Source organism: Austwickia sp., assembly GCA_016699675.1.
GTDB lineage: Bacteria > Actinomycetota > Actinomycetes > Actinomycetales > Dermatophilaceae > Austwickia.
Genome location: CP064985.1, coordinates 1622916 through 1645108, shown reverse-complemented (window position 1 = coordinate 1645108; position 22193 = coordinate 1622916). Strand labels below are relative to the sequence as shown.

Here is a 22193-nt window from a genome sequence, read left to right as displayed (position 1 = left end):
GGGTTCTACTTCGACGTCTCCCAGACCGAGGAGACCCACCGTTCACGGACCTTGCCGGCGCGATTCCAGAACCCCTACAAGATGGATTACGTGCAGGATGCGGGTAGCGCCCTTGCGGCCCTACGAGGGCGCATCCTCCTGGATGGAGTGCGCGTCAGCGAGGGCCCGTTAGGGAACCGATTTGCGGGTCACATTCGACGAGCCCGCGGTGGCATGCAAGAGGTGCCCGTCCGAGTAGGTCGCCAGATGGTGATCGAGAAGCGGCCAGTGCGGTTCGAGGTCACGCTGAACAGGAACTACTCCGTCACCGAGATGCTGGCGACGCTGGCTCACGAGATTGGACACCTGTACTGCGGTCATCTCGGTGCGGCCAAGTCCGACTGGTGGCCGGATCGAACGGAACTGGACGAGCCGACCCGGGAGTACGAGGCCGAGTCCGTTGCGCGGCTGGTCTTCCGTCGCATCGCTCCGGGTGCGGAGTTGCCCGATCATCTTGAGCAGTACTTCGCACCCGGTGCACCGGTTCCGGATGCGGGCTGGGGGCGGGTGGTGAGCGCGTCTGATCGCATCATCGACCATTGCCTCACGAGCATCGATGAGACGGCTGCCACCCTGCGGTTACAGGGCAACCTTCAGGCGGAGGAGTGATGTCGAACTTTGACTTCGTACCCGTGGGGTGGGGTGAGACGCGCGCTGACGCGGTCCGGGCGGAAGCTTATGGGCGCACCGACCCCAGATCCTGCGTCTTCTACGCGCGCCGCGTAGTCGAGCAGCTCGTGGTCAGGATCTTCGACCTCGAGAGGCTTGCCGTCCCCTACAAGTCGGACTTGGCCGCGCGGCTAGGGGACAGCGGGTTCCGAGCGGCCGTCGGACCCGAAATTGCCGCGAAGGCTGACGCGATTCGCAAGGTCGGCAACGCCGCCGTCCACGAGAGCCGGACCGTCACACCGCAGACCGCTCTGAACGTCCTGCGGCAACTGCACGATGTCGTCAAGTGGGCGGCATACACCTACTCAACGACACCCGACGACGTTCCGACCGGAGCGGCATACGACCCGTCCCTGATCCCTGCTCCGCATGACAGCGGAGGCCAGCCGCCGCTATCGACGGGCGAGTTGAACCAGCTGTTGGCGACTTTCGAGGAGAAGGACGCCGCGTTGGCCTCAGCGAAGGCGGACAGCGAGGCGCTTCAGGCGGAACTGGACAAGGCACGGGCCGAGGTTGCAGCGGCTCAGGCTGCGAAGGCTCATCAGGCGACACAGTTCGACTGGGACGAGGCCTCCACGCGGCAGTTGTTCATCGACGCTGACCTGTTGGAGGCGGGCTGGGCGCTGACGGAGACTCGGGACCGCGAGTACCCCGTGACCGGCATGCCGAACCAGAGCGGCGGTGGGTTCGTTGACTACATGCTGTGGGGTGACGACGGCCTTCCCTTGGCCATCATTGAGGCGAAGCGTTCACGCAGCGACCCGGCGGTCGGGCAGCAGCAGGCCAAGCTGTATGCCGACTGCCTCGAGTCGATGACGGGTCGGCGCCCGGTCATCTTCTGGTCCAACGGTTACCAGCACTGGATCTGGGACGATGCGTCCGGCTACCCACCCCGGCGGGTCGCCGGATTTCTGACTAAGGACGAGCTCGAGCTCATGGTCCAGCGGCGCCACACGCGGCTGCCACTCAAGGATGCTGTGATCGACAAGGCGATCGTCGAGCGGCACTACCAGACCCGGGCCATCCGGGCGGTTGGTGAGTCGTTCGAAGCCCATCGACGCGAGGCGCTGCTCGTCATGGCGACCGGGTCCGGCAAGACCAGAACGGTCATCGCACTGGTCGACCAACTGATGAAACGCGGTTGGGCAAAACGAGTGCTCTTCCTCGCCGACCGTGTCGCGCTGGTCAACCAGGCGGTGGGGGCGTTCAAGACGCACCTGCCGTCCGTGGCGACGATCAACTTGGTGGACGAGAAGGTCCCCGATGGGCGCGTGTTCGTCTCGACCTACCCGACGATGATGGGGCTCATCAACTCAACCGATGGTGTCGGTGGCCGCCGGTTCGGGCCGGGCTACTTCGACCTGATCGTGATCGACGAGGCCCACCGGTCGGTGTACGCCAAGTACAAGGCGATCTTCGACTGGTTCGACGCGATGCTTGTCGGTTTGACAGCGACGCCGAAAGACGAGATCGACCGCAACACCTACTCCCTCTTCGGTCTGGAAGCGGGGGTGCCGACCGATGCCTACAGCCTCGACGAGGCGGTGGCCGAGGGATACCTGGTCCCACCGGTGTCGGTGTCGGTCCCGCTGAAGTTCATGCGGGCCGGGATCCATTACGACCAGCTCTCCGACAGCGAGAAGGACGAGTGGGACTCCCTCGACTGGGGCGAGGACGACCAGGTACCGACCGACGTCAACCCCGAAGAGTTGAACAAATGGCTCTTCAACGCCGACACGGTCGACAAGGCGCTCAAGCACCTCATGGAGTCCGGGCACAAGGTCGTTAGCGGTGACCGACTGGGCAAGACGATCATCTTTGCCAAGAACAACGCCCACGCCGAGTTCATCCGCGAACGCTTCGACGCGGCATACCCCGAGTACGCGGGTCATTTCGCGCGGGTCGTGACATACAAGACCGAGTACGCCCAGAGCCTCATCGATGACTTCTCCGTGAAGGAGAAGACGCCGCACATCGCGATCAGCGTCGACATGCTCGACACCGGCATCGACGTGCCCGAGGTCGTCAACCTCGTGTTCTTCAAGCTCGTGCGGTCGGTGTCGAAGTTCTGGCAGATGATCGGCCGCGGCACCCGGCTCCGTGCCGATCTTTACGGTCCGGGCGCGGACAAGAAGGACTTCTACGTCTTCGACTTCTGCATGAACCTCGAGTACTTCAACCAGCCCGGCGCCGGCGCTGAGGGGTCGCTCCAGAAGTCCCTTGCACAGCGACTGTTCGAGGCGCGCCTGGGGCTGGTCGCCGCACTCGACGGTTCGGATCTAGGTGGGGATATTGACGCTCTGCGGAAGGACACGGCCGAGTCTCTGCACAAGATCGTTGCAGGCATGAACCTCGACAACTTCATCGTCCGTCCCGAGCGCGAGTGGGTGCAGCGCTACACCGACTGGTCACCGTGGACTGCACTGTCAGTGCAGGAGGCGGGTGACATCGCGGTCCACCTGCCGGACTCCCCTCGGCCATCCGGGATGACGACGAAGACGCCAAACGCTTCGACCTGCTCATCCTCAAGATCCAGCTCGCCAAGCTCGACAGTGACGAGCTGACGGCGGATCGCCTGCGGCGGCAGGTCCAGCAGGTCACCTCCTCGTTGTTGGACCAGACCGCCATCCCGGCCATCGCCGAGCAGCAAGGACTCCTGGCCGAAGTCAGCGAGGACGAGTGGTGGGTCGATGTCACCCTCCCCATGCTCGAGCTTGCGCGCCGGCGGATCCGCGGACTGGTCAGGTTCATCGAGAAGGCCAAGCGGGCCATCGTCTACACGAACTTCGAGGACGAGATCGGCGACGGATCCATCGTCGTCCTGCCCGGGGTCGCCGTTGGCACGAACTGGGAGCGGTTCAAGGCCAAGGCGCGTGCCTACCTCAAGGACCACGAGGACAACATCGCTCTTGAAAAGCTCCGACGGAACAAGCAGCTGACCTCGACAGACCTGTCTGCACTCGAGGCCATGCTCGTGGCGTCGGGAGCCGGCGGCCCCGAGGACATCGCGCGAGCGAACGAGGAGTCGCATGGACTTGGCCTGTTCATCCGCTCGCTCGTCGGCCTGGATCGCGAGGCCGCGACCGTAGCCTTCTCGGAGTTCCTTACGGACTCGCGCTTCAGCGCCGCCGAGATCCGTTTCATCCAACTCATCGTTGAACACCTGACAGCTAACGGCGTGATGGAGGCCCGGCGCCTCTACGAGGCGCCCTTCACTGACTACGCACCGACGGGCCCCGACTTCTTGTTCAGCGACAGCGACGTTGACCGGCTGGTCGTCGTGCTCGACCAGGTTTGTCGGCGGCCACGAGAAACTGCCCGGAGACGGCCACGAAGCTGCCCGCTGGCGGACGTGAGAACTGCCCACTGACGGTCATGGGATCTGCCCGACACGACGTCGTCTGCCTCGCCGACCTGCGCGGTTGAGGCCCCTTCCTCGGGTGCGATGAGCGGTGCTGATGCGCCCTATCGCTCCCGAGGAAGGGATGAGTTGAAGTCTGCCGAGGAGATCATGGAAATGTTGGATGCCTACGACCTAACAGGTTCGTTGCGCGATGCCGGCGAGCTGGCTGGCTGCTCCCACCACACGGTGAAGCGGTACGTGGATCGCCGTGCTGGCGGCGGGGAGTTGCCGGCGGCGGCGGTGCGGCCGATGTTGATCGATGAGTATCTGCCCAAGGTCGAGGAGTGGGTCGAGCGGTCGGTCGGGAAGGTCCGTGCCGATGTGGCGCACGAGAAGCTGCTCGCCCTGGGCTACGGAGGGTCGGAGCGCACCACCCGCCGTGCGGTCGCGAAGGTCAAGAAGTCCTACCGGGCCGGACACGTGCGGGTGCACCGTCCCTGGGTGACTGAGCCGGGGATGTGGTTGCAGTACGACTACGGCGATGGCCCCGTCGTCGACGGCGTCAAGACCGTGCTGTTCGTCGCCTGGCTGGCTTGGTCGCGGTTCCGGGTCGTGTTGCCGATCCGCGACAAGACGATGCCCTCGGTGTTCGCTGCCCTGGACGTGACGTTCCGGCGGCTGGGTGGGGTGCCGACCTATGTGTTGACCGACAACGAGAAGACCGTCACGGTCGAGCACATCGCCGGAATTCCGGTGCGGAATCCGCAGCTGGTGGCGTTCGCCGAGCACTACTCGATGGTCGTGCACACCTGCGTCCCGGCCGATCCGGCGTCCAAGGGCGGCACCGAGTCGTCGGTGAAGATCAGCAAGGCCGACCTGGTCCCCAAGGACACCAACCTGCGCGAGGGGTACGCCTCGTTCGCCGAGCTCGAGGCGGCGTGCGTGGAGTTCTGCGAGAAGGTCAACACCCGAGCGCACCGGGTCACTCGTCGGCCACCGATCGAGATGCTCGCCGAGGAACGGGTCCGGCTGCACCCGGTCCCGATGACCCCGCACACGGTCGCGTTCGGCACCACGCGGGTGGTGCCGGGCAACACACCGATGGTGATGTTCGAGTCCGGCCAGTACTCGGTCCCGCATGCCCTGCTGGGTGCGACGGTGTGGGTCCGTGCCCATGGTGTCGGCGAGGACGAGTGGGTCGTCATCGTCCACGTCGGCCAGGACGGTCCCCTCGAAGTCGCCCGCCACCGCCGGGCCACACCCGGCACCCCGAAGATCGATGACGAGCACTTCCCAGCCCAGCCGTCCGGGCCACTGGACCGCCAGCCCCGTGCGAAGAACCCGGCCGAGTCCGACTTCCTCGACCTGGGCGAGGGCGCGAGGTTGTGGCTGATCGAGGCCGCCGCCGCAGGCACACCACGGATGCGCGTCAAGATGGCCGAAGCCCTCAGCTTGGCCAAGCTGTTCGACCCCGTCGAGGTCGACTGGGCACTGGGCCACGCCGCCGTGCACGGCCGGTTCGCCGAAGCAGACCTGTCCTCGATCCTGGACCACCACGCCCGAGCACCGAAAGCCGGTGAGCACCGGGCCAGCGAGGACTCCTCGCTGACCCAGGGCACCAGCGCATGGGCACGGCTCGGTGAACAGGTCGGCCAGCACGACGGCCGCGACGGGAACGAGGTGGCCCGATGACGACGAGAAGCACGGCGTCAGCACCGCCGCTGCCAGCCGAACTGGAGGAGCTGTTGCGCCGGTTGCGGCTGCCGCACATCCGTCGTCACGCACCCGAGGTCGTCGCAACCGCGAAAGCCCAACGCTGGGAGCCCGCCGAGGTGTTGAAGGCGCTGTTCGCCGAGGAGGTCGCCGGCCGGGAGCGTTCCGCACTTGTCACCCGGCGAGCGTCGGCGGGCTTCCCCACCGGGAAGACCTTCGACGCGTGGCAGCCCGAGGCATCCTCGATCCCAGTCCCGACCCAGCAGGCGCTCCGCACCCTGGAATGGGTCCACCGCCGCGAGAACCTCGTGGTCTGCGGCCCGTCGGGCACCGGGAAGACGTTCCTGCTGGAGGCCCTTGGCCAGCAAGCCGTCGAGGCCGGGTTGAAGGTCGCCTGGTTCACCCTGGAAGACCTCGGCGTCCTACTCCGAAGGCACCGTGCGGACGACACTGTCACCAAGGCCATCGCCCGGGTCCTGCGCGCCGACCTGGTCATCGTCGATGACATCGGCCTGCTGCCGGTCGCCGCGGACGCCGCCGAGGGGCTCTACAGACTCGTCGACGCCGCCTATGAGAAGCGGTCAGTCGCGATCAGCTCGAACCTCCACCCCTCTGGGTTCGACGAGCTGATGCCCAAGACGCTGGCCACCGCCACGGTGGACCGACTGCTCCACCACGCCCACGTCTGCCAGACCAGCGGCGACAGCGTCCGGCTCACCCAAGCACTCGCCGGTCAAGGGGTGAGCCCGTTGAACTGACCACCCTGGTCGGTGGTGGCCACAACCCCCTTGGGTAGATCCCGTGGCCACCACCGGGCAGATCTCGTGACCGTCAGCGGGCAGCTTTCATGTCCGCCACTGGGCAGTTCCGACTGTCCCTTGACACAGGTTCGCGCCCGTGCGCTGGCTGACGCTGGCGTCGCCTGACACCCGCCACGCGAGGATAGGGTGAATCGTGGACGCGGCCGATCCTCCGGTGAAGGCACGACCCCGAAGGAGGGCCGTTGGAACGCTCAGTAGTTACGGAACTCCATTACATGACGCCGATCGGGAACCTCGCGTCGATAGTGGAGCACGGGCTGCTCAGCCACAGACGTGCGGAAGCTGTTGAGCACGCTTCAGTGGCAATGGCGGAGGTCCAGGACCTGAGGGCCGGTCGACGAGTGCCCGGGGGCCGGATGTTGCATGAGTACGTCAACCTCTACTTCGACGCCCGCAACGCCATGATGCGACTCCGTCGCGAGGAGTCGCTGGTGGTCCTTCGCGTATCGCCGCTGGCGCTTGACATCGACGGGGCTGTTGTCACGGACGGCAACGCCGCAAACGCCCCCACGCGCTTCTTCGCGTCGCCGGCGGGCCTAGCCAACCTGGAGGAGGAGCGTGTCTACGCTGAGTGGTGGACGCTCGGGGACTACTGGGAGCAGCAGGAGAGGAAGCGCCAGCGTCAGGCTGAGGTGCTTATCCCCGATGTCGTACCGCCGGATCTGCTCCTGGGCTGCTACACGTGGCGTGAGTCAGCGGCACGGGAGTGTCGGTACCTGGTTGGACACTTTACGGTGGAGGTGAACGCACATGTCTACTTCGGATGAAGCCAGCAACGTAGTTGTCACGTCCGGCGACCTGCTCAAGTCCCGGCAGCAGACCTTGGTCAACACCGTTAACACCGTTGGTGTCATGGGGAAGGGCATCGCCCTCGCCTTCAAGAAGCGCTATCCCGAGATGTTCGCTGACTACGCGGCGAGATGCTCGCGAGGGGAGGTGCGGTTGGGAGAGCCGTATCCAGTGAAGGCAGACGACCACCTAATCGTCAACTTCCCCACCAAAGGGCACTGGCGTGCCGTGAGTCGGCTCGCCGACATCGTCGCTGGCTTGGAGTACCTCGAGAAGCACTACTTGGAATGGGGCGTTACGTCGATAGCTGTCCCGCCACTGGGTTGCGGGAACGGTCAACTGGAGTGGGAAGTGGTCGCCCCAACCTTGATTAGACACCTCTCTCGGCTGGAGATTCCGGTTGAACTCTTCGCCCCTGCCGGCGCTTTGACGGATCAGTCACAGCTGCTCCTTCTCGCCGAGGATCCGCAGGAATCCAAGATTCCCGCAGAATGGGTGGCCGTCGTCGCGGTTCTTGATCGACTTCAGCGTCTCCCACACCATTGGCCGGTTGGACGCGTTCTGTTTCAGAAGATCGCGTATTTTGCCGGCGTGGCAGGTATCGAGACCGGTCTCAAGTTCGAGCGAGGTTCGTACGGCCCATTCAGCGCCGATCTGAAGCGCAAGGTTGCCCAACTCCAAAACAACGGCTTGGTTCAGGAAGTCAAACGCGGGCAAATGATCGAAGTACGAGTCGGTCCCACATACGCGGACGCGGTTAACCAAGTGAGGGATCGCATGGAGCCCTACCGGGCGGCGGTCGAGCGGACAGTCGATCTGATGGCGCGCATGAATACGGCGTCCGCCGAAGTGGCCGCTACGGTGCACTTCGCCGCAGCTGACGCAACCATGCAAACAGGTGGATCTCCGTCGATGCGACTGGTCGTTGACATCGTCAACTCCTGGAAGCCTGGCCGAATCCAGCTGCCGGATCTCGTCGATGCAGTCGCCCTGCTTTGCATGCGAGGCTGGTCCGACGTGTCCATTGACGAAGAAGCCGCGCGCCTCGTAGAGACCCGTCTGGCGGTCTGACCACGGAACTTCGGCCTGCCGCGACGGTTGGTCTTCCTTGGCCGGTCCACCGTCGAGCCAGGACGTGTGCCAACCGCTGCGGAGGCGGCGTGCCAAGCGAGCAGGTGTAGCCCAAGGGTCGCAGGCCAGCGACTTTCGTTGACCAGCCACCAAACGGCATGGCTCGTGACTTGGGAAAACCCCAGGACACGGGCCATTCGTCATTTGGTCTTGATGGCCATCCCCGCCCGCTCCGATCGGTGAGTTGACGCCCCCGAGCGCCCCGAAGTCACCGATCGGAGCGGGGGCGGTCGAGTCCACGACACGTGCCTCACCCCGCAGACCTTGAGCTCACGAACTTAGCCAACAAGGTTGAGCTCCACGAGGTGCGGCTGATCGGTGAGCGTCGCGGCGCTATGTGTCCGAGCGCCACGCGGACTGGTGTGGGTCGACGCCAACGTCAGCGGGCGAGTCGCCGTTCGTAGGTGTCGGCACGAGGTCGGCGCGGCTCGTGCATCGAGTCGTGACGAGGGTGCCCGTGGCGACCTGACCGACTCCGGCAGCGCGCCGCGCGCCCCGGACGTGCGGGTTCCGCCCAACCGGAGGCCCGTCGAGTGGTGGTGGGCTGACCCCGTTTCGTAGGTCCAGTCGTTATGAGAGTCGTCCTGTTGCCCGCGGTCGCGGGCAGGGAGACTGGTCAGATCATGACGAACAGCAGGAAGCGTCACACCCCGGAGCAGGTCGTCCGTAAGCTCGGGCAGGCCGACAGGATGCTCACCGATGGTCAGGACGTCGCGGCGGTGTGCCGGGAGCTGGGGGTGTCCGAGCAGACGTACTACCGGTGGCGGAACCAGTACGGCGGCCTCAAGGCCGACGACGCAAAGCGCCTGAAGGAGCTGGAGAAGCAGAACGCGACCCTGAAGCGTCTGCTCGCGGAAGCGGAGCTGGAGAAGGCCGCGCTCAAGGAGCTGGCTGAGGGAAACTTCTAAGCCCGGACAGGCGCCGCGCCGCCGTCGATCACCTCAAGCGCAAGTTGCGGGTGAGCGAACGGATGGCGTGCCGTCTGGTCGGGCTGAGCCGCTCCGCGTACCGGCGACCGCTCAAGGGCGACACGGTCACGGACCCGGATCGGGCGCTCAGGGAGTGGCTGCGCGCCTGGGCGAAGGACCATCCCCGCTACGGGTATCGGCGGGCGTATCACGACGCCCGCGCCGAGGGGTGGGTGGTGAACCACAAGAAGATCCAACGCCTGTGGCGTGACGAAGGGCTCCGGGTCCCGCAGCGGCGTCGACGCAAGCGCGTCGGGTCCTCGACCGTCGACGCGCCGACGGCGGACGCGCCGAACGTGGTGTGGGCGGTGGACTTCCAGTTCGACGCCGACGAGCACGGACGATTGATCAAGATCTGCTCGATCGTCGACGAACACACCCGGGAGTGCATCGGCGGCCTCGTGGAGCGCTCGATTACCGCCGACCGACTCACCGCCCACCTCGAGGACCTCGTCGCCGCCCGGGGCGCCCCGGCGGTGCTCAGGTCGGACAACGGGCCGGAGTTCATCAGCGAGGCGATGGTCGACTGGGCCGGCACCCGCACCGGCCTGTCCTACATCCCTCCGGGCTCGCCGTGGCGCAACGGGTACGTCGAGTCGTTCAACAGCCGGATCCGCGACGAGTGCCTCAACATCAACAGCTTCTACTCGCTGCTGCACGCACAGGTCATCATCGGCGACTGGAAGGACGAGTACAACCACCACCGCCGGCACTCCTCGCTCGGCTACCTAACCCCAGCCGAGTACGCTCGGCAGTGCACCCATCAAATGGAAACCGACGACTCACAGAACGTCCGGACCGAATGAAGGGGGCGGCTCAGTGGGACTAGACCGGGGCCAGCGGCTGGTGCGGGCCCTCCGGCAGGGTGAGCAGGATCGGCTGCCCGGGACGTACCTCGCCGCCGGTTTCGACCACCGCCATCACCCCGGCCTTGCGGATGTACGCCGTAACGCCGCAGTCACCAGCCACGCTCGCCCCGGCGGCCTCGGCAGACCCGGTCGGCCGCGCGGGCTCCTCGCTGGGGGTTCCGTCCCCGCGGGCCAGCACCACTGTGAGCAACCCCGGCCGGAACGTATTGATCTGCGCGCACGGATTGCGCAGCCCGGTCAGCCGCACCACCGCCTCGCCCATCGTCAGCCGGGTGCCCACGGGCAGGGACAGCAGGTCCACACCCGACGTCAGGATGTTCTCGCCGAGATCGCCCGGCGCCAGCTCGTAGCCAGCGGCCCGCGCGTCCTCGAACAGCTCCTGCTGAATCAGGTGCACCTGCCGCAGGTTGGGTTGGTTGGGGTCTAGACGCACCCGGGACCGGTGCTGCACCAGCGTTCCCGCGTGCGCGTCGCCGAGCACGCCCAGTCCGGCGACCAGCGTGATCGCCGTCACCGGCGCCTTGCTGAAGTGATGCATCTCGTCCCGGCTCACGGCCACCACCGTCGGCTTCCCCACGGCGCCCATTGTGCCCGGCCTCTCTGCCGCTGCCGCCGGTCCGGCCGGTCACGGCTCCACGGTTAGGCGCATCACCCAGCGCCACTTCGCGATCCGGCGGTCTCGCTCGAACCCGAACGCGGCGTACAGCTCCTCCGGCCCGGTGTGCAGGTAGGCCCCGCGCTGCGGCTTCCGCTCCACCGTCTGCTCCGGATAGGCCTCGACCACCCCGCCACCGGCCGCCCGGATCTGCGCCAAGGCCTCGGCCACGGCCGCGTGCGCCACGCCGCGACCGCGCTGCCGGCTCGCCGTGAAGATGCAGCCGATGCGCCACGTGGGCAGCGCTGCGCCGGCCACGGCGTACGTCTTGAGGTTCTTGATGTTCGGCAGCTCGGCCGGCGTCCCGTACTGACACCAGCCGACGCACGCCCCGTCCGCGTACACGAGCACCTGACGGACCTCCCCGGACTCGACGAGCCGCCGCTTGGCCGCCCGGTTCCCGGACGCGCTGCCCGCCGCGAAGCCCTCGGGGTGGAACCCCATGCACCAACCCCCGCCCCACACGCCGCTGTGCGCCTCGACCAGGGCCGCGAAATCGTCCCAGGTCGCGCGGGTCAACGGGGCGGTCGTGTACGTCGTCATCCCGGGCCTCCTGCGCGTCGGTCACCGCCCAGCCTGGCACGCCACCCGGCGACCCTCACGCCCAATGGCGGCCTGACCGACGCCCGCGGTGCTGCTCCGCAGGGAAACGGCAACGGCGGTACGTCGAGCGGGCGGCGCGGCCGAGGGATCGGGTTGGCTGGGGTGGATTCGCCCGCTCCGATCGGTGTGTTGACGTCCCAGAGCGCCCCGAAGTCCCCGATCGGAGCGAGCGGGACCGACCGATGCGCACGTATCAGTCCGCTGATACCTTCACGACGCATGATGGTGCTCATCGCCGGCGGCGGCATCGGCGGGCTCGCGCTGGCCCAGGGCCTGCTGCGGTACGGCGTAGCGGTCACCGTCCTGGAGCGCGACGCGGACGTGTCCTCGACGGGCGGCTACAAGCTGCACCTCGGACCGACCGCTCTCACCGCGCTGGCGGAGCTCCTGCCGCCGGCCCTCATGCGGGAGCTGACCCGCTGCTCGGTCGCCACCACGGGGGTCACGCTGGCGGTCCGCGACCACCGGGGCCGGCTGCTGCTGCGCGCCAGGGACGAGGGCGAGGGAGAGTCCCTGGACGTCGATCGGATCACGCTGCGGCGGCTGCTGGCCGCGGGCCTGGGCGAGCGCCTGCGGATGGGCGCGGTGTGTGCGAGCTACGCCGAGTCCGACGCCGGGGTACAGGTGCGGCTCCGGTCCGGCGAGACCGTCGACGGTGACCTGCTGGTGATCGCCGAGGGCGCCGGATCCGGCCTGGCGGAGCAGCTCGCGGGCGGTCCCACCGGCCGGCCGACGGGACTGGTGGGACTCGCCGGGCGCACCCCCACCGCCGCGCTGTCCGCGGCCGCACAGAGCCTGCTGCGGGACGACCCGATGCTCGGCTTCGGCCCAGGCGGCCTCGGCCTGTTCGCGTCGTGGCACGCCCCATCCGCCGTACCGGCTCAGCACGGCACGACCGTCCCGTCCGCCCCGGAGCCCGTGGTGATCTGGGGACTGATCACGGCTGCGGCCCAACTACCGCGGGCGCTGCCTGAGCTGGGGAAGGATGAGCTCGCGGGGTTGGCCGCCAGCCTCCTGGAGAGCCGGCGGTGGCGGCCCCAGCTGGTCGAGCTCCCGCGACGCGCCCAGCCGGAGACGCTCGGCGGGTTCCGCTTCCTGGCCGCCGACCCCGACCGCATCGCGCCGTGGACGCCCCGGCGGGTCACGGCCATCGGGGACGCCGCGCACGTGATGCCCCCGACCGGCGGCCGGGGTGCCGCTACGGCGATCATCGACGCCCACCGGCTGACGGTGGCCCTCGCCGACGTGGCGGGCGGGGAGGCTCACCGTGAGCGCGGCGCTGCAGTCGGCCACCGACGAGATGCGCGACTACGCCGCCAGGGCGGTCCGCGAGTCACTCCAGCCGGTCCGCTGGATCACGGCGTCCGCCCACCCGCTCGCCCGGCCGGTCGCGACGGTGGCGCTGCCCGTCGCCGCCGGGATCGCGGGGGCCGCACGCCGCCTGAGCAGAAGGTCCCGATGAGCGGTCGGATGAAGCCACCCGAGCTGCCGCTGTGGGAGCTGATCCAGACCTCCCAGGTCGTGGCCCGCCGATTCCGCGAGCTCTTCGCCCGGTTCGGCCTGACGCCCACCCAGTTCGGCGTCCTGGCCTGTCTTCAGGATGGCGACGATTTCACGAAGGCGAGCCTCGCGCGGGCCGTCCTGGTGACCCCAGAGCATGGACCCGCTGATCGACAGCCTGCTGTCCCGCGGCCTGGTCAGCCGCACCAGCGTGGGCGGACGGGGGCGCGCCGCGGGGATCACCATCACGGCCGCGGGGATCGAGCTGCTGTTGCGGGTACGGCCCGCCGTGGCCGAGCTCAACGCGCCCGGCCGCATCGGCGTACCCGAGAACGAGCTGCCCCTGCTCATCGCCCAGCTACGGGCGATGCGTGCGCACCTCGCCGCTCCCGATTGCGCCGCCGGCCGCTGACCCCGCTCCGTCCGCTCCGATCGGTGCGGCGTCGCCCCACAACGCCCCGAAGTCACCGATCGGGGCGGGACAGGCGGGCGCGCGGGGCACCCGGGGACGACGGTGCGGCGGGTGCGCGGCCCCGCCGTACGGCGCGTGCGACGCGCGCCCTGCCGAGCCGCGCCACTCGACGCGTCAGGACACGTACGCCGCGAGGGCCTCGCCCGTCAGCGTCGAGCGCGCCGCGACCACATCGGCCGGAACACCCTCGAACACCACCCGGCCGCCGTCGTGGCCGGCGCCCGGGCCGAGGTCGATGATCCAGTCGGCGTGGGCCATGACCGCCAGGTGGTGCTCGATCACGATCACCGACTTCCCGGCGTCGAGCAGCCGATCCAGCAGCTCCAACAGCCGCGCCACGTCGGCCAGATGCAGCCCGCTCGTCGGTTCGTCCAGGACGTAGATCCCGCCGTCCGTCGCCATCTGGATCGCCAGCTTCAGCCGCTGCCGCTCCCCGCCGGACAGCGTGGTGAGCGGTTGCCCGAGCGTGAGGTACCCCAACCCGACGTCCGCCATCCGGCCCAGGATCTTGGCGGCGGCCGGGATCTTCACCCCGGAGGCGGGCGCGCTGCCGCCGAAGAACGCCAGCGCCTCGTCGACCGGCATCGCCAGCACTTCGCTGATGTCGCGGCCCCCGAGCCGGTACTCCAACACGCTCGCGTCGAACCGCTTGCCCTCGCAGTCCTCGCACGGGCTGGACACCGACGCCATCATGCCCAGGTCGGTGTAGATCACCCCGGCGCCCCCGCAACTCTCGCAAGCACCTTCCGAGTTCGCGCTGAACAGCGCTGGTTTGACCCCGTTGGCCTTCGCGAACGCGGTCCGGATCGGGTCGAGCATCCCGGTGTACGTCGCGGGATTGCTGCGCCTCGACCCCTTGATGGCGCTCTGGTCGATCGCGACGACCCCTGCGTCGGCGGGCAGGGACCCGTGGATCAACGAGCTCTTGCCCGACCCCGCCACTCCCGTAACCACGCACAGCACGCCGAGCGGGATGTCGACGTCGACGTCGCGCAGGTTGTGGCTGGTGGCGCCGCGGATCGCCAGGTGCCCGGACGGCTGGCGCGGCGCGGACTTCAGCGCGGCCCGGTAGCTCAGGTGCCGGCCCGTCAGGGTGTCGCTCGCCCGCAGCCCGGCCACTGTCCCCTCGAAGCACACCGTCCCACCGTGCGAACCCGCGCCCGGCCCCAGGTCGACGACATGGTCGGCGATCGCGATGACCTCCGGCTTGTGCTCCACCACGAGCACGGTGTTGCCTTTGTCCCGCAGCGCCAGGAGCAGCTGGTTCATCCGGGCGATGTCGTGCGGGTGGAGGCCGACGGTGGGCTCGTCGAAGACGTACGACACATCGGTCAGGCTCGACCCCATGTGCCGCACCATCTTGACCCGCTGCGCCTCCCCTCCGGACAGCGTGCCCGACGGCCGGTCCAACGACAGGTAGCCCAGCCCGATCGTGACGAACGAGGCCAGCAGGTGCCGCAGCCCGGCCAGGAGGGGTGCCACGCCCGGCTCGTCGAGACCATTGACCCACTCGATCAGGTCACTGATCTGCAGCGCGCAGGCCTGGGCGATCGAGAGGCCCGCCACGGTCGCCGTACGGGCTCCCTCGCCCAGCCGCGAACCGCCGCACTCGGGGCACGTGGTGAAGGTGACCGCCCGCTCGACGAACGCGCGGATGTGCGGCTGCATCGCCTCGACATCCTTGGCCAGCATCGACTTGGTGATCCGCGGCACCAGACCCTCGTAGGTCATGTTGATGCCCTCGATCTTCATCCGCTCCGGCTCGCGGTAGAGGAAGTCGTGGCGCTGGCGGGCCGTGTAGTCGCGGATGGGCTTGGCGGGGTCCACGAAGCCCGAACTCGCGTAGAGCCGGTAGTTCCAGCCGCCCGGGGTGTAGCCCGGGATGGTCAGGGCGCCGTCCGCCAGCGACTTGGTCTCGTCGAACAACTGCGCCAGGTCGATGTCGCTCACCGAGCCCATGCCCTCGCACCGCGGGCACATCCCGCCCAGCTTGGTGTAGCTGCGCTTGACCGCCTTGGCGTGCTCGCCCCGCTGCACGGTCACCGCCCCGCCGCCGGTGACCGTGGGCACGTTGAAGGAGAAGGCGCTCGGGGGCCCGACGTACGGCTCCGAGCACCGGCTGAACAGGATCCGCAGCATCGCGTTGGCGTCGGTGACGGTACCGACCGTCGAGCGGGCGTTCGCCCCCATCCGTTCCTGGTCGACGATGATCGCCGTGGTCAGCCCCTCCAGCGCGTCCACGTCGGGGCGGGCCAGGTTCGGCATGAAGCCCTGGACGAACGCGCTGTAGGTCTCGTTGATGAGGCGCTGTGATTCCGCGGCGATCGTGCCGAACACGAGCGAGCTCTTTCCCGAGCCTGAGACGCCGGTGAACACGGTGAGCTGCCGCTTGGGCAGGACCACGTCGACGTCGCGCAGGTTGTTCTCGCGGGCGCCCTGCACCCGGATCTGGTCGTGGTGTTCCGCTGAGGCTTCGCGCACGCGGCCACGGTAGCCGCCCGGCCGCTCGGAGCAAGGGGGCGCGGCCGGGGCCGGCCGCCGCCTGCGGCCGGCCGCGGGCGGACACACCCGCTGCTGTATCGGCGAAAAGCGGTGGGGCAGTATTGGTTTAACACACCAACCCAACCGACGACCGGCGCTGAGCACGGAGAGGCGGGCGATGACCGACCCCGCGGGACCGCCCCTCTTCCATCACGCGCTGCGCACCGCCATCGATGCCCGCGGACTCGGCCTGGACCGCATCTCCGCCCACCTTCGCCTCATGGGGCACAGCATCAGCGCGGCCACCCTCAGCTACTGGCAGAGCGGGCGCAGCGCGCCCAGCCGGTTCACGTCACTCGCCGCCATCGGCGCGCTGGAGGTCATCCTCGGCGCCCCCCGCGGCTCGCTGGCCCGGCTCGCCACGGTCGCGCCGCCCCCCACGGGTCCGACGCGTTCCGGCGCGGGCGTCCCGAAACTCGCGGACGTGGTCGACCGCCGCCGGGTCGTCGACGCGATCCTCGCCGACTGGAACGACACCCTCGATCGCGACGCCACCGTCGTCTCGAAGCAGACCATCGGCTGGGCCGACGCGCTCGGCAACACCCCGGTCATCCGGTCCCGGGAGATCATCGTCCTGTCCGCGCAGCCGATCGAGACGTACGTCGTCGCGGGTGGCCATCCCTTCGCGGGGGTGCTCGTCGAGGTCGATGCCCTGGTCGGGGGGACGGTACGGCGGGCCGTGAGCGAGACCGACAGTTCGTTCACGATCGCGCAGTTGGCGCTGCCGCCCATCCCACCGGGCGGGTCGCACGTGTTGGAGTACGAGATCCGCTTCAGCCGGGTCCCGGATTTCCGGCGCGAGCGCGGCCAGTGCCTGGTCGTCGCCGTGGGCTCGGTACGCGAGGCGTTCGTCGAGGTCAGGTTCCCGACCGGGGCGCGCCCCGACGTGGCCATGGCGGTGGAGCGGCGCGATGCCGTCGAGGTGTCGAGCCCCGTGGCCGGGGGTCCCGGGAGCGCCAGGGTCCTCCGGCGCGACTTCGGACCCGGGACGCTCGGGATCGAATGGATCCCGCCGAATCCGCCGCCGACGGAGGAAACCGACTAGGGACTACGCCGCGCGGAGGCGGCGACGGCGCGGGGCGGGCGGGGTGGCATCCCCTGCGTCCCCCACCGCACCGTCGATCGAGGCGATGACCGGCGCCAGGTCGTCGGTGCTGGCCCGCGGGTGCGTCGGCTGGAGCCCGGCCAATTGCCGGCGATAGCTGGCGAAGGAGACCGTGAGCACGGCGTACAGCAGCAGCGCCGTCCCGACGCGAATTGGCGTGCCGAGGTGAAAGAGGGCGCATGCGCCGTACGTCATCGTGCCGAGCACCCCGGCCGTGACATGGTCGGAAATCGTGCGCGAGTGCATATGCCCCACCCTTCCCGGCGCGTCACTGCGCCCGGATCCCCCCGCGGTCGTCTCCACGGGCATCGCCGTACGACCACGGTCTGACCGCCGTGGCCGGTGACTTCAAAGCGACTTCCCATGCAAGCATCGTCAAGTCTTGACATAAGTAAAGGATGGACATAAGGCCATGTCAAACATCTGTGCACGGGAAATCACCTGGTAGGGACGCATCTTCTCGTCACGAGGGGTGGGTCTACCGCGAGAATGTCGGGATTATACCGAGGCGGCGCCCGTCCACGCGGAGGATCGCGGCGAGGAGCATGACGCAGCTCTCGTGCGCACCCGGCCATTCACTCTCGCGAGGGCCGGCCACGTTGACCGTGAGGCCGCCACCGTGCCGAGCGAGGTGCCGCAGCGTGCGCTCGGCCACGACTTGGGCCCGGGCATTGGCGTCGGCTTCGGCTCCGGCTTTGGCGGGAGGCACGTCGTCGACGACGATCAACGGGCGCCGGAGTCTGCGGCACGCGGCCACGGTGGCTGCGCAGCCTGGCGAGGCCCTCTCGTCCGGGCCCAGCAGCAACGTGACGTCGGAGTCCCGCACGTTCCATTCGGTCCGCTGGGCGGGGGCCGCGGTGGGGTGGGCCGCAGCTGGGGGTAGTCGGCGAGGACGCCGGGCGGCATCGGGCGGTCCTCAGCCCAGCCGCCGGCCGGGACCCATCCGCCGTACGGCAAACCCCACTCCACCGCGACGACCAGGGCCGCTCGATCCACGCCGGACTGACCGCCGGTGACGAACCGAGCGATGACGTGGCGCGCCGTCACCGGCCCGCGGCAGCCACGGCAGCATCCGCGCCGAAACCGGCCGCGAGGCGAAGGTCGGCCGGAAGGCGCGGCCGGAACCGCGCGGGGAGCGAGCGCGCGAACGCCACGACGTCCGCGCCGTCGGCCGTCATCATCGCCACGAGTTCGGCCATGCACGCGCTGCCCCGGTCGGCGCGGGCCGGCGGCAGGCCCGAGTCGTCGGCGAGCGCCTCGTCGGTCCAGATGTCGGCCCCGTCGTCCCACGTGTCGGCGGACCCGTCGATCCCGTCGGTCAGGCCTTCGACGTCGGCACGGCCGGCCTCGTGGCGGGCGGACTCTGGCGGGCCGACCACCCGACGGCGCCACAGGGGGAACTCGATGACCTCCGCCAGCTGCCCGTCGCCGCCGGGACCGGTGGTGTCGTGGTCCATAACCGTCCCCTCGCTGCTGGTCTGTCACGGTCGTCCTCGGGACGCTTCGCAGCATGGCACCGGGCACCGACAACGCTCGGCGGCGCGGGTATCGTGGCCGACCCCAGCCCGCGGCCGCGCCGGTCCCGCGGTCCCGCCGGTGATCGGAGGAGCCTGATGACGGAGGCACGTGACGACCGAGGCGACCCCGTGGTCGTCAACGGTCAGCCGGAGCCGGCCGCGGCCGGGCAGAGCCTGCAGGCCTTCGTGGCGGCAGCGGGCTACGTGCTCGATCGGATCGCCATCGAGCTGAACGGCGACATCGTCCCGAAGGCGGCCTATTCCGAGCGACTCCTGCGCGCCGGTGACCGGCTCGAGATCGTCCAGTTCATGGGCGGCGGCTGATGGCGAACCCCGCCGACCGTGCGACGACCTCGCACGAGCCTTCCGCGGGCGGCGATCCCGCACCGACGCCCAGCCGCGCCGAGGTGCGGGCGGCGCTCGCCGGGCGCATGGGCGAGGCCCACGTCGCGGCGCTGGAGGCCGCGACGGTCGGGGTGGCCGGGCTCGGCGGCCTCGGGTCGCAGATCGCGCTTGCGCTAGCTCGCACCGGGGTCGGACACCTGCGGCTCGTGGACTTCGACGTGGTGGACCTGGCCAACCTCAATCGGCAGGCGTACGACATCGCCGACCTCGGCCGGCCGAAGACCGACGCCATCGCCGCGCGCATCGCCGCCATCAACCCGTACGTCGACGTCCGCACGACCCGTGCCCGGGTGACCGCCGACAACGCGGCAGAGCTGTTCGCCGACGCCCCCGTCGTCTGCGAGGCCTTCGACGACCCCATCGCCAAGGCCATGCTCACCGAGACGCTCCTGGGACAGCGCGGCGTCGTTCTCATCGGCGCCTCCGGCATGGCCGGACACGACCGCACCGACACGATCGCCACCCGCCGCGTCGGGGCCCGCTGGTGGCTCTGCGGTGACGAGACCAGCGACATCGGCACCGGGGCACCGATGGTGGCGCCGCGGGTCATGGCCTGCGCGGGCGCCCAGGCCATGCTGGCGATCCGGGTGATCCTCGGCCTGGAGACGTGACGCGACGCAGAGGTGTCCCGGCGGACGTACAGTACTGCGTCGCCGCCGTTCCATGACGTACATCTGCGCAGGTCGGCTCACGCTCCCAGGGCTGGCTTCAGCCGTACTGTACGTCCCGCGGGACGGCGCCGTGACCCCGGGCGTACGATGGGCGCTTCGACGCGGGGTGCCGCCGAGCCAGGGCGGCTGAGATCACACCCGTGGAACCTGATCTAGTTCGCACTAGCGAAGGGACGTCGCCGTGAGCGCCCTCCTCTCCTCCGCCGGCACGCCGGCGCGTACTGCCGCGGGCGACCCTCTGGTCCTCGCCGGCCGCGAGTTCACGTCCAGGTTCATCCTGGGCTCGGGCAAGTACAACCTCGACCTGGTCCGGGCCGCCGTCGAGCATGCCGGGGCGCAGATCGTGACGCTCGCGCTCCGTCGCGCGCACACCGCCGCCGACGGCAGCGCGGGCAACATCCTCGACGCCATCCCCGAGGGCGTGACCCTGCTGCCGAACACCTCGGGCGCCCGCACGGCGGAGGAAGCGGTCCGCATCGCCCGGCTCGCCCGCGAGCTGGGCTGCGGCGACTTCGTGAAGATCGAGGTCATCCGCGACAGCCGCTACCTGCTGCCCGACAACCACGAGACGCTCCGGGCGACGGAGCTGCTGGCCGCCGAGGGCTTCGTGGCGCTGCCGTACATGTATCCGGACCTCATCGTCGCCCGCGATCTCGTCGCCGCCGGTGCCGCCGCGATCATGCCGCTCGCGGCGCCGATCGGGTCGAACAAGGGGCTCGTCACCCGCGAGTTCATCGAGATCCTCCTCGCCGAGATCGAGCTGCCGATCATCGTGGACGCCGGGATCGGGCGGCCCAGCCAGGCCTGCGAGGCCATGGAGATGGGGGTCGCCGCGATCATGGCCAACACCGCGATCGCCACCGCGCACGACGTACCGGCCATGGCCGCCGCCTTCCGCGGCGCCATCGAGGCGGGGCGTGCGGCGCACCTGGCGGGGCTCGGTCGGGTCCTGGACCGGGGCGCCGCGGCCTCGTCGCCGCTCACCGGGTTCCTCGACGACCCGGAGGAATCGTCCTCCCGCGCCGGCGCCCCGGCCGCCGCCTCCGCGGGCCGCTGAGATGGCGAAGATCCCCGAGGTCGTGCCGCTGCCGCGAGACGCCCAGGGGCGCGTCGACGTGCTCAGCTGGCGCCCCAGCTTCGACCGGATGGACAGCCCGATCATGGGTCGCGTGCTCGCGGCGGCGCAGGCGGCGGACTTCACGGCGTACGGTCCGGCCGACGTCCGCGCCGCCCTCGCCCGCAGCCGGCGCACCCGCGACGACCTCGCCGCGCTCCTCTCGCCCGCCGCGCTGCCGCTGCTGGAGGAGGTCGCTGCCGCCGCGCAGCGCGAGACCCGAAACCGGTTCGGGACCGCGATCGGGCTCTTCACGCCGCTGTACGTGTCGAACTACTGCCAGAACGTCTGCAGCTATTGCGGGCTCTCCGCCACGAACCGGATCTCCCGCGTGCGGCTCGAGCCCGGCGGCGTGGCCGCCGAGCTACGCGCGATCGCCGCGACCGGCCTGGAGGAGATCCTGATCCTCACCGGGGAGTCGGCCAAGTTCGCCGGGCCGGAGTACATCGCCGAGGTGGTGCGGCAGGCCGCGACGTACTTCCGGACCGTCGGCATCGAGGTCCAGCCGATGAACGTCGCCGACTACCGGCGCGTGCACGAGGCGGGGGCGGATTTCGTCAGCGTGTACCAGGAGACGTACGACGTGGCGGCGTACGAGCGCTACCACCCGGCGGGGTACAAGCGGCACTTCGGCTACCGGTTCGAGGCGCAGGAGCGCGCGCTGGCCGCGCGTTTTCGCGGGGTGTCGTTCGGGGCGCTGCTGGGGTTGGCGGACTTCCGGCGGGACGCGTACGCCGCGGCCGTGCACGCGCAGGAGGTTCAGCGGGCCTACCCGCACGCCGAGATCGGGTTCTCGGTGCCCCGGCTGCGGCCGATCCTCGGCGGCCAGGCGCCGCTGGCCGAGCGCAGTGGGGAGTCGAGTGCGGCTGAGCTGCCGGGGTTCGTCGTGCCGGCGTCGGACGTGCACGAGCGCGAGCTACTGCAGGTGATGTGTGCCTACCGGCTGTTCCTGCCCTCGGCCGGCATCACGATCTCGACGCGCGAGCGGGCCGAGTTCCGCGACGGGGTGCTCGGGCTCGTGGCCACCAAGGCATCGGCGGGGGTGTCGACGGCGGTCGGCGAGCACGCCGCGGAACTGGCGGACGATCCGACCGGCGACGAGCAGTTCGAGATCGCGGACGAGCGTGACGTGGCGCAGATGTGCGCGGCCATCCGGGCGCGCGGCCTGCAGCCGGTGATGACCGACCACGTGCGCCTGGAGGCGTGAGGCGCCCGCGGCATCGTCGCGAACCCTGTTGCGGCTAGGGCCGCCTCGACGGGCGGCGAGG

General features: G+C 69.4%; 18 protein-coding genes, 2 pseudogenes and 1 riboswitch. Of the genes and pseudogenes, 14 read left to right on the top strand and 6 right to left on the bottom strand.

The features are described 5' to 3' along the window. Nucleotides 1–246: 246 nt before the first annotated feature. The 7 genes and pseudogenes from IPK37_07560 (at nt 247) to IPK37_07530 (ending at nt 10279) form a co-directional block, all read left to right on the top strand. Entirely contained in the window at nt 247–648 is a 402-nt protein-coding gene (locus IPK37_07560) for a hypothetical protein (protein QQS02184.1), read from the top strand. After that, nucleotides 648–4078 (top strand): annotated as a pseudogene (locus tag IPK37_07555) (DEAD/DEAH box helicase family protein). The gene IPK37_07560 and the pseudogene IPK37_07555 overlap by 1 nt, the downstream one beginning before the upstream one ends. A gap of 120 nt (nt 4079–4198) precedes the next feature. Next, nucleotides 4199–5743, top strand: coding sequence for an IS21 family transposase (locus IPK37_07550; GenBank protein ID QQS02736.1), 1545 nt, complete (start codon nt 4199–4201; stop codon nt 5741–5743). Further along, the gene (locus IPK37_07545) at nt 5740–6522 is read left to right on the top strand and encodes an ATP-binding protein (protein ID QQS02183.1); all 783 of its coding nucleotides are present in this window, start codon (nt 5740–5742) and stop codon (nt 6520–6522) included. The genes IPK37_07550 and IPK37_07545 overlap by 4 nt, the downstream gene beginning before the upstream one ends. A 245-nt stretch (nt 6523–6767) precedes the next feature. Beyond that, nucleotides 6768–7352: a DUF4433 domain-containing protein gene (locus IPK37_07540; GenBank protein QQS02182.1), complete on the top strand. Its 585-nt coding sequence runs from the start codon at nt 6768–6770 to the stop codon at nt 7350–7352. Further along, nucleotides 7336–8445 carry a macro domain-containing protein gene (locus IPK37_07535; GenBank protein QQS02181.1) on the top strand — a complete coding sequence of 370 codons (1110 nt, stop codon included), beginning with the start codon at nt 7336–7338 and terminating at the stop codon, nt 8443–8445. Before IPK37_07540 ends, IPK37_07535 begins: the two co-directional genes overlap by 17 nt. A gap of 683 nt (nt 8446–9128) precedes the next feature. Continuing rightward, nucleotides 9129–10279, top strand: a protein-coding gene (locus tag IPK37_07530; GenBank protein QQS02735.1) for an IS3 family transposase whose coding sequence is annotated in 2 segments (ribosomal slippage) — nt 9129–9399 and nt 9399–10279 — 1152 coding nt in all. Because the reading frame shifts where the segments join, the coding sequence is not laid out codon by codon here. Nucleotides 10280–10298: 19 nt separating this feature from the next. Here the strand turns inward: IPK37_07530 and IPK37_07525 are convergent. The 3 genes from IPK37_07525 to IPK37_07515 form a co-directional block, all read right to left on the bottom strand. Beyond that, complete coding sequence (locus tag IPK37_07525; protein QQS02180.1) at nt 10299–10928, bottom strand: MOSC domain-containing protein; 630 nt, start codon at nt 10926–10928, stop codon at nt 10299–10301. A gap of 39 nt (nt 10929–10967) precedes the next feature. Then, nucleotides 10968–11540, bottom strand: coding sequence for a GNAT family N-acetyltransferase (locus IPK37_07520; GenBank protein ID QQS02179.1), 573 nt, complete (start codon nt 11538–11540; stop codon nt 10968–10970). Nucleotides 11541–11810: 270 nt separating this feature from the next. Next, a complete protein-coding gene (locus IPK37_07515) occupies nt 11811–12461 on the bottom strand; it encodes a hypothetical protein (protein ID QQS03041.1) in 651 nt (216 codons plus the stop codon). Nucleotides 12462–12867: 406 nt separating this feature from the next. Between IPK37_07515 and IPK37_07510 the strand changes: the two genes are divergently transcribed. Next, on the top strand, nt 12868–13062 hold the full coding sequence (locus tag IPK37_07510) for a hypothetical protein (protein ID QQS03040.1): 195 nt from the start codon (nt 12868–12870) through the stop codon (nt 13060–13062). Nucleotides 13063–13257: 195 nt separating this feature from the next. After that, nucleotides 13258–13512, top strand: a complete 255-nt coding sequence (locus IPK37_07505; GenBank protein ID QQS03039.1) for a hypothetical protein — start codon at nt 13258–13260, stop codon at nt 13510–13512. A gap of 174 nt (nt 13513–13686) precedes the next feature. On the opposite strand, the gene IPK37_07500 is transcribed toward IPK37_07505, so the two are convergent. Continuing rightward, the gene (locus tag IPK37_07500) at nt 13687–16053 is read right to left on the bottom strand and encodes an excinuclease ABC subunit UvrA (protein ID QQS02178.1); all 2367 of its coding nucleotides are present in this window, start codon (nt 16051–16053) and stop codon (nt 13687–13689) included. Between the two features lie 178 nt (nt 16054–16231). On the opposite strand from IPK37_07500, the gene IPK37_07495 reads away from it, so the two are divergent. After that, entirely contained in the window at nt 16232–17158 is a 927-nt protein-coding gene (locus IPK37_07495; protein ID QQS02177.1) for a hypothetical protein, read from the top strand. Between the two features lie 3 nt (nt 17159–17161). Here the strand turns inward: IPK37_07495 and IPK37_07490 are convergent, their stop codons facing one another. Beyond that, nucleotides 17162–17464, bottom strand: a complete 303-nt coding sequence (locus tag IPK37_07490; protein ID QQS02176.1) for a hypothetical protein — start codon at nt 17462–17464, stop codon at nt 17162–17164. Between the two features lie 232 nt (nt 17465–17696). Beyond that, nucleotides 17697–18730, bottom strand: a pseudogene (locus tag IPK37_07485) (hypothetical protein). 101 nt (nt 18731–18831) lie between these two features. Here IPK37_07485 and thiS point away from each other — a divergent pair. From thiS to thiH, 4 genes are all read left to right on the top strand, one after another. After that, nucleotides 18832–19059, top strand: coding sequence for a sulfur carrier protein ThiS (gene thiS, locus IPK37_07480; protein ID QQS02175.1), 228 nt, complete (start codon nt 18832–18834; stop codon nt 19057–19059). Beyond that, nucleotides 19059–19751, top strand: coding sequence for a sulfur carrier protein ThiS adenylyltransferase ThiF (gene thiF, locus IPK37_07475; GenBank protein ID QQS02174.1), 693 nt, complete (start codon nt 19059–19061; stop codon nt 19749–19751). The genes thiS and thiF overlap by 1 nt, the downstream gene beginning before the upstream one ends. Before the next feature lie 152 nt (nt 19752–19903). Beyond that, nucleotides 19904–20002, top strand: a riboswitch (TPP riboswitch). Continuing rightward, nucleotides 19993–20868, top strand: a complete 876-nt coding sequence (locus tag IPK37_07470; protein QQS02173.1) for a thiazole synthase — start codon at nt 19993–19995, stop codon at nt 20866–20868. (Overlaps the previous riboswitch by 10 nt.) A 1-nt stretch (nt 20869) precedes the next feature. Then, a complete protein-coding gene (gene thiH / locus IPK37_07465) occupies nt 20870–22132 on the top strand; it encodes a 2-iminoacetate synthase ThiH (GenBank protein QQS02172.1) in 1263 nt (420 codons plus the stop codon). The last annotated feature ends 61 nt before the right edge of the window (nt 22133–22193 follow it).

What these genes read in the sequence shown, in the direction of transcription:
- IPK37_07560 (QQS02184.1), top strand. Translation starts at nt 247, where the DNA reads ATGGTGATCGAGAAGCGGCCAGTGCGGTTCGAGGTCACGCTGAACAGG.
- IPK37_07545 (QQS02183.1), top strand. Translation starts at nt 5,740, where the DNA reads ATGACGACGAGAAGCACGGCGTCAGCACCGCCGCTGCCAGCCGAACTG.
- IPK37_07535 (QQS02181.1), top strand. Translation starts at nt 7,336, where the DNA reads ATGTCTACTTCGGATGAAGCCAGCAACGTAGTTGTCACGTCCGGCGAC.
- IPK37_07525 (QQS02180.1), bottom strand. Translation starts at nt 10,928, where the DNA reads ATGGGCGCCGTGGGGAAGCCGACGGTGGTGGCCGTGAGCCGGGACGAG.
- IPK37_07520 (QQS02179.1), bottom strand. Translation starts at nt 11,540, where the DNA reads ATGACGACGTACACGACCGCCCCGTTGACCCGCGCGACCTGGGACGAT.
- IPK37_07505 (QQS03039.1), top strand. Translation starts at nt 13,258, where the DNA reads ATGGACCCGCTGATCGACAGCCTGCTGTCCCGCGGCCTGGTCAGCCGC.
- IPK37_07495 (QQS02177.1), top strand. Translation starts at nt 16,232, where the DNA reads ATGACCGACCCCGCGGGACCGCCCCTCTTCCATCACGCGCTGCGCACC.
- IPK37_07490 (QQS02176.1), bottom strand. Translation starts at nt 17,464, where the DNA reads ATGCACTCGCGCACGATTTCCGACCATGTCACGGCCGGGGTGCTCGGC.
- thiS (QQS02175.1), top strand. Translation starts at nt 18,832, where the DNA reads ATGACGGAGGCACGTGACGACCGAGGCGACCCCGTGGTCGTCAACGGT.
- thiF (QQS02174.1), top strand. Translation starts at nt 19,059, where the DNA reads ATGGCGAACCCCGCCGACCGTGCGACGACCTCGCACGAGCCTTCCGCG.
- thiH (QQS02172.1), top strand. Translation starts at nt 20,870, where the DNA reads ATGGCGAAGATCCCCGAGGTCGTGCCGCTGCCGCGAGACGCCCAGGGG.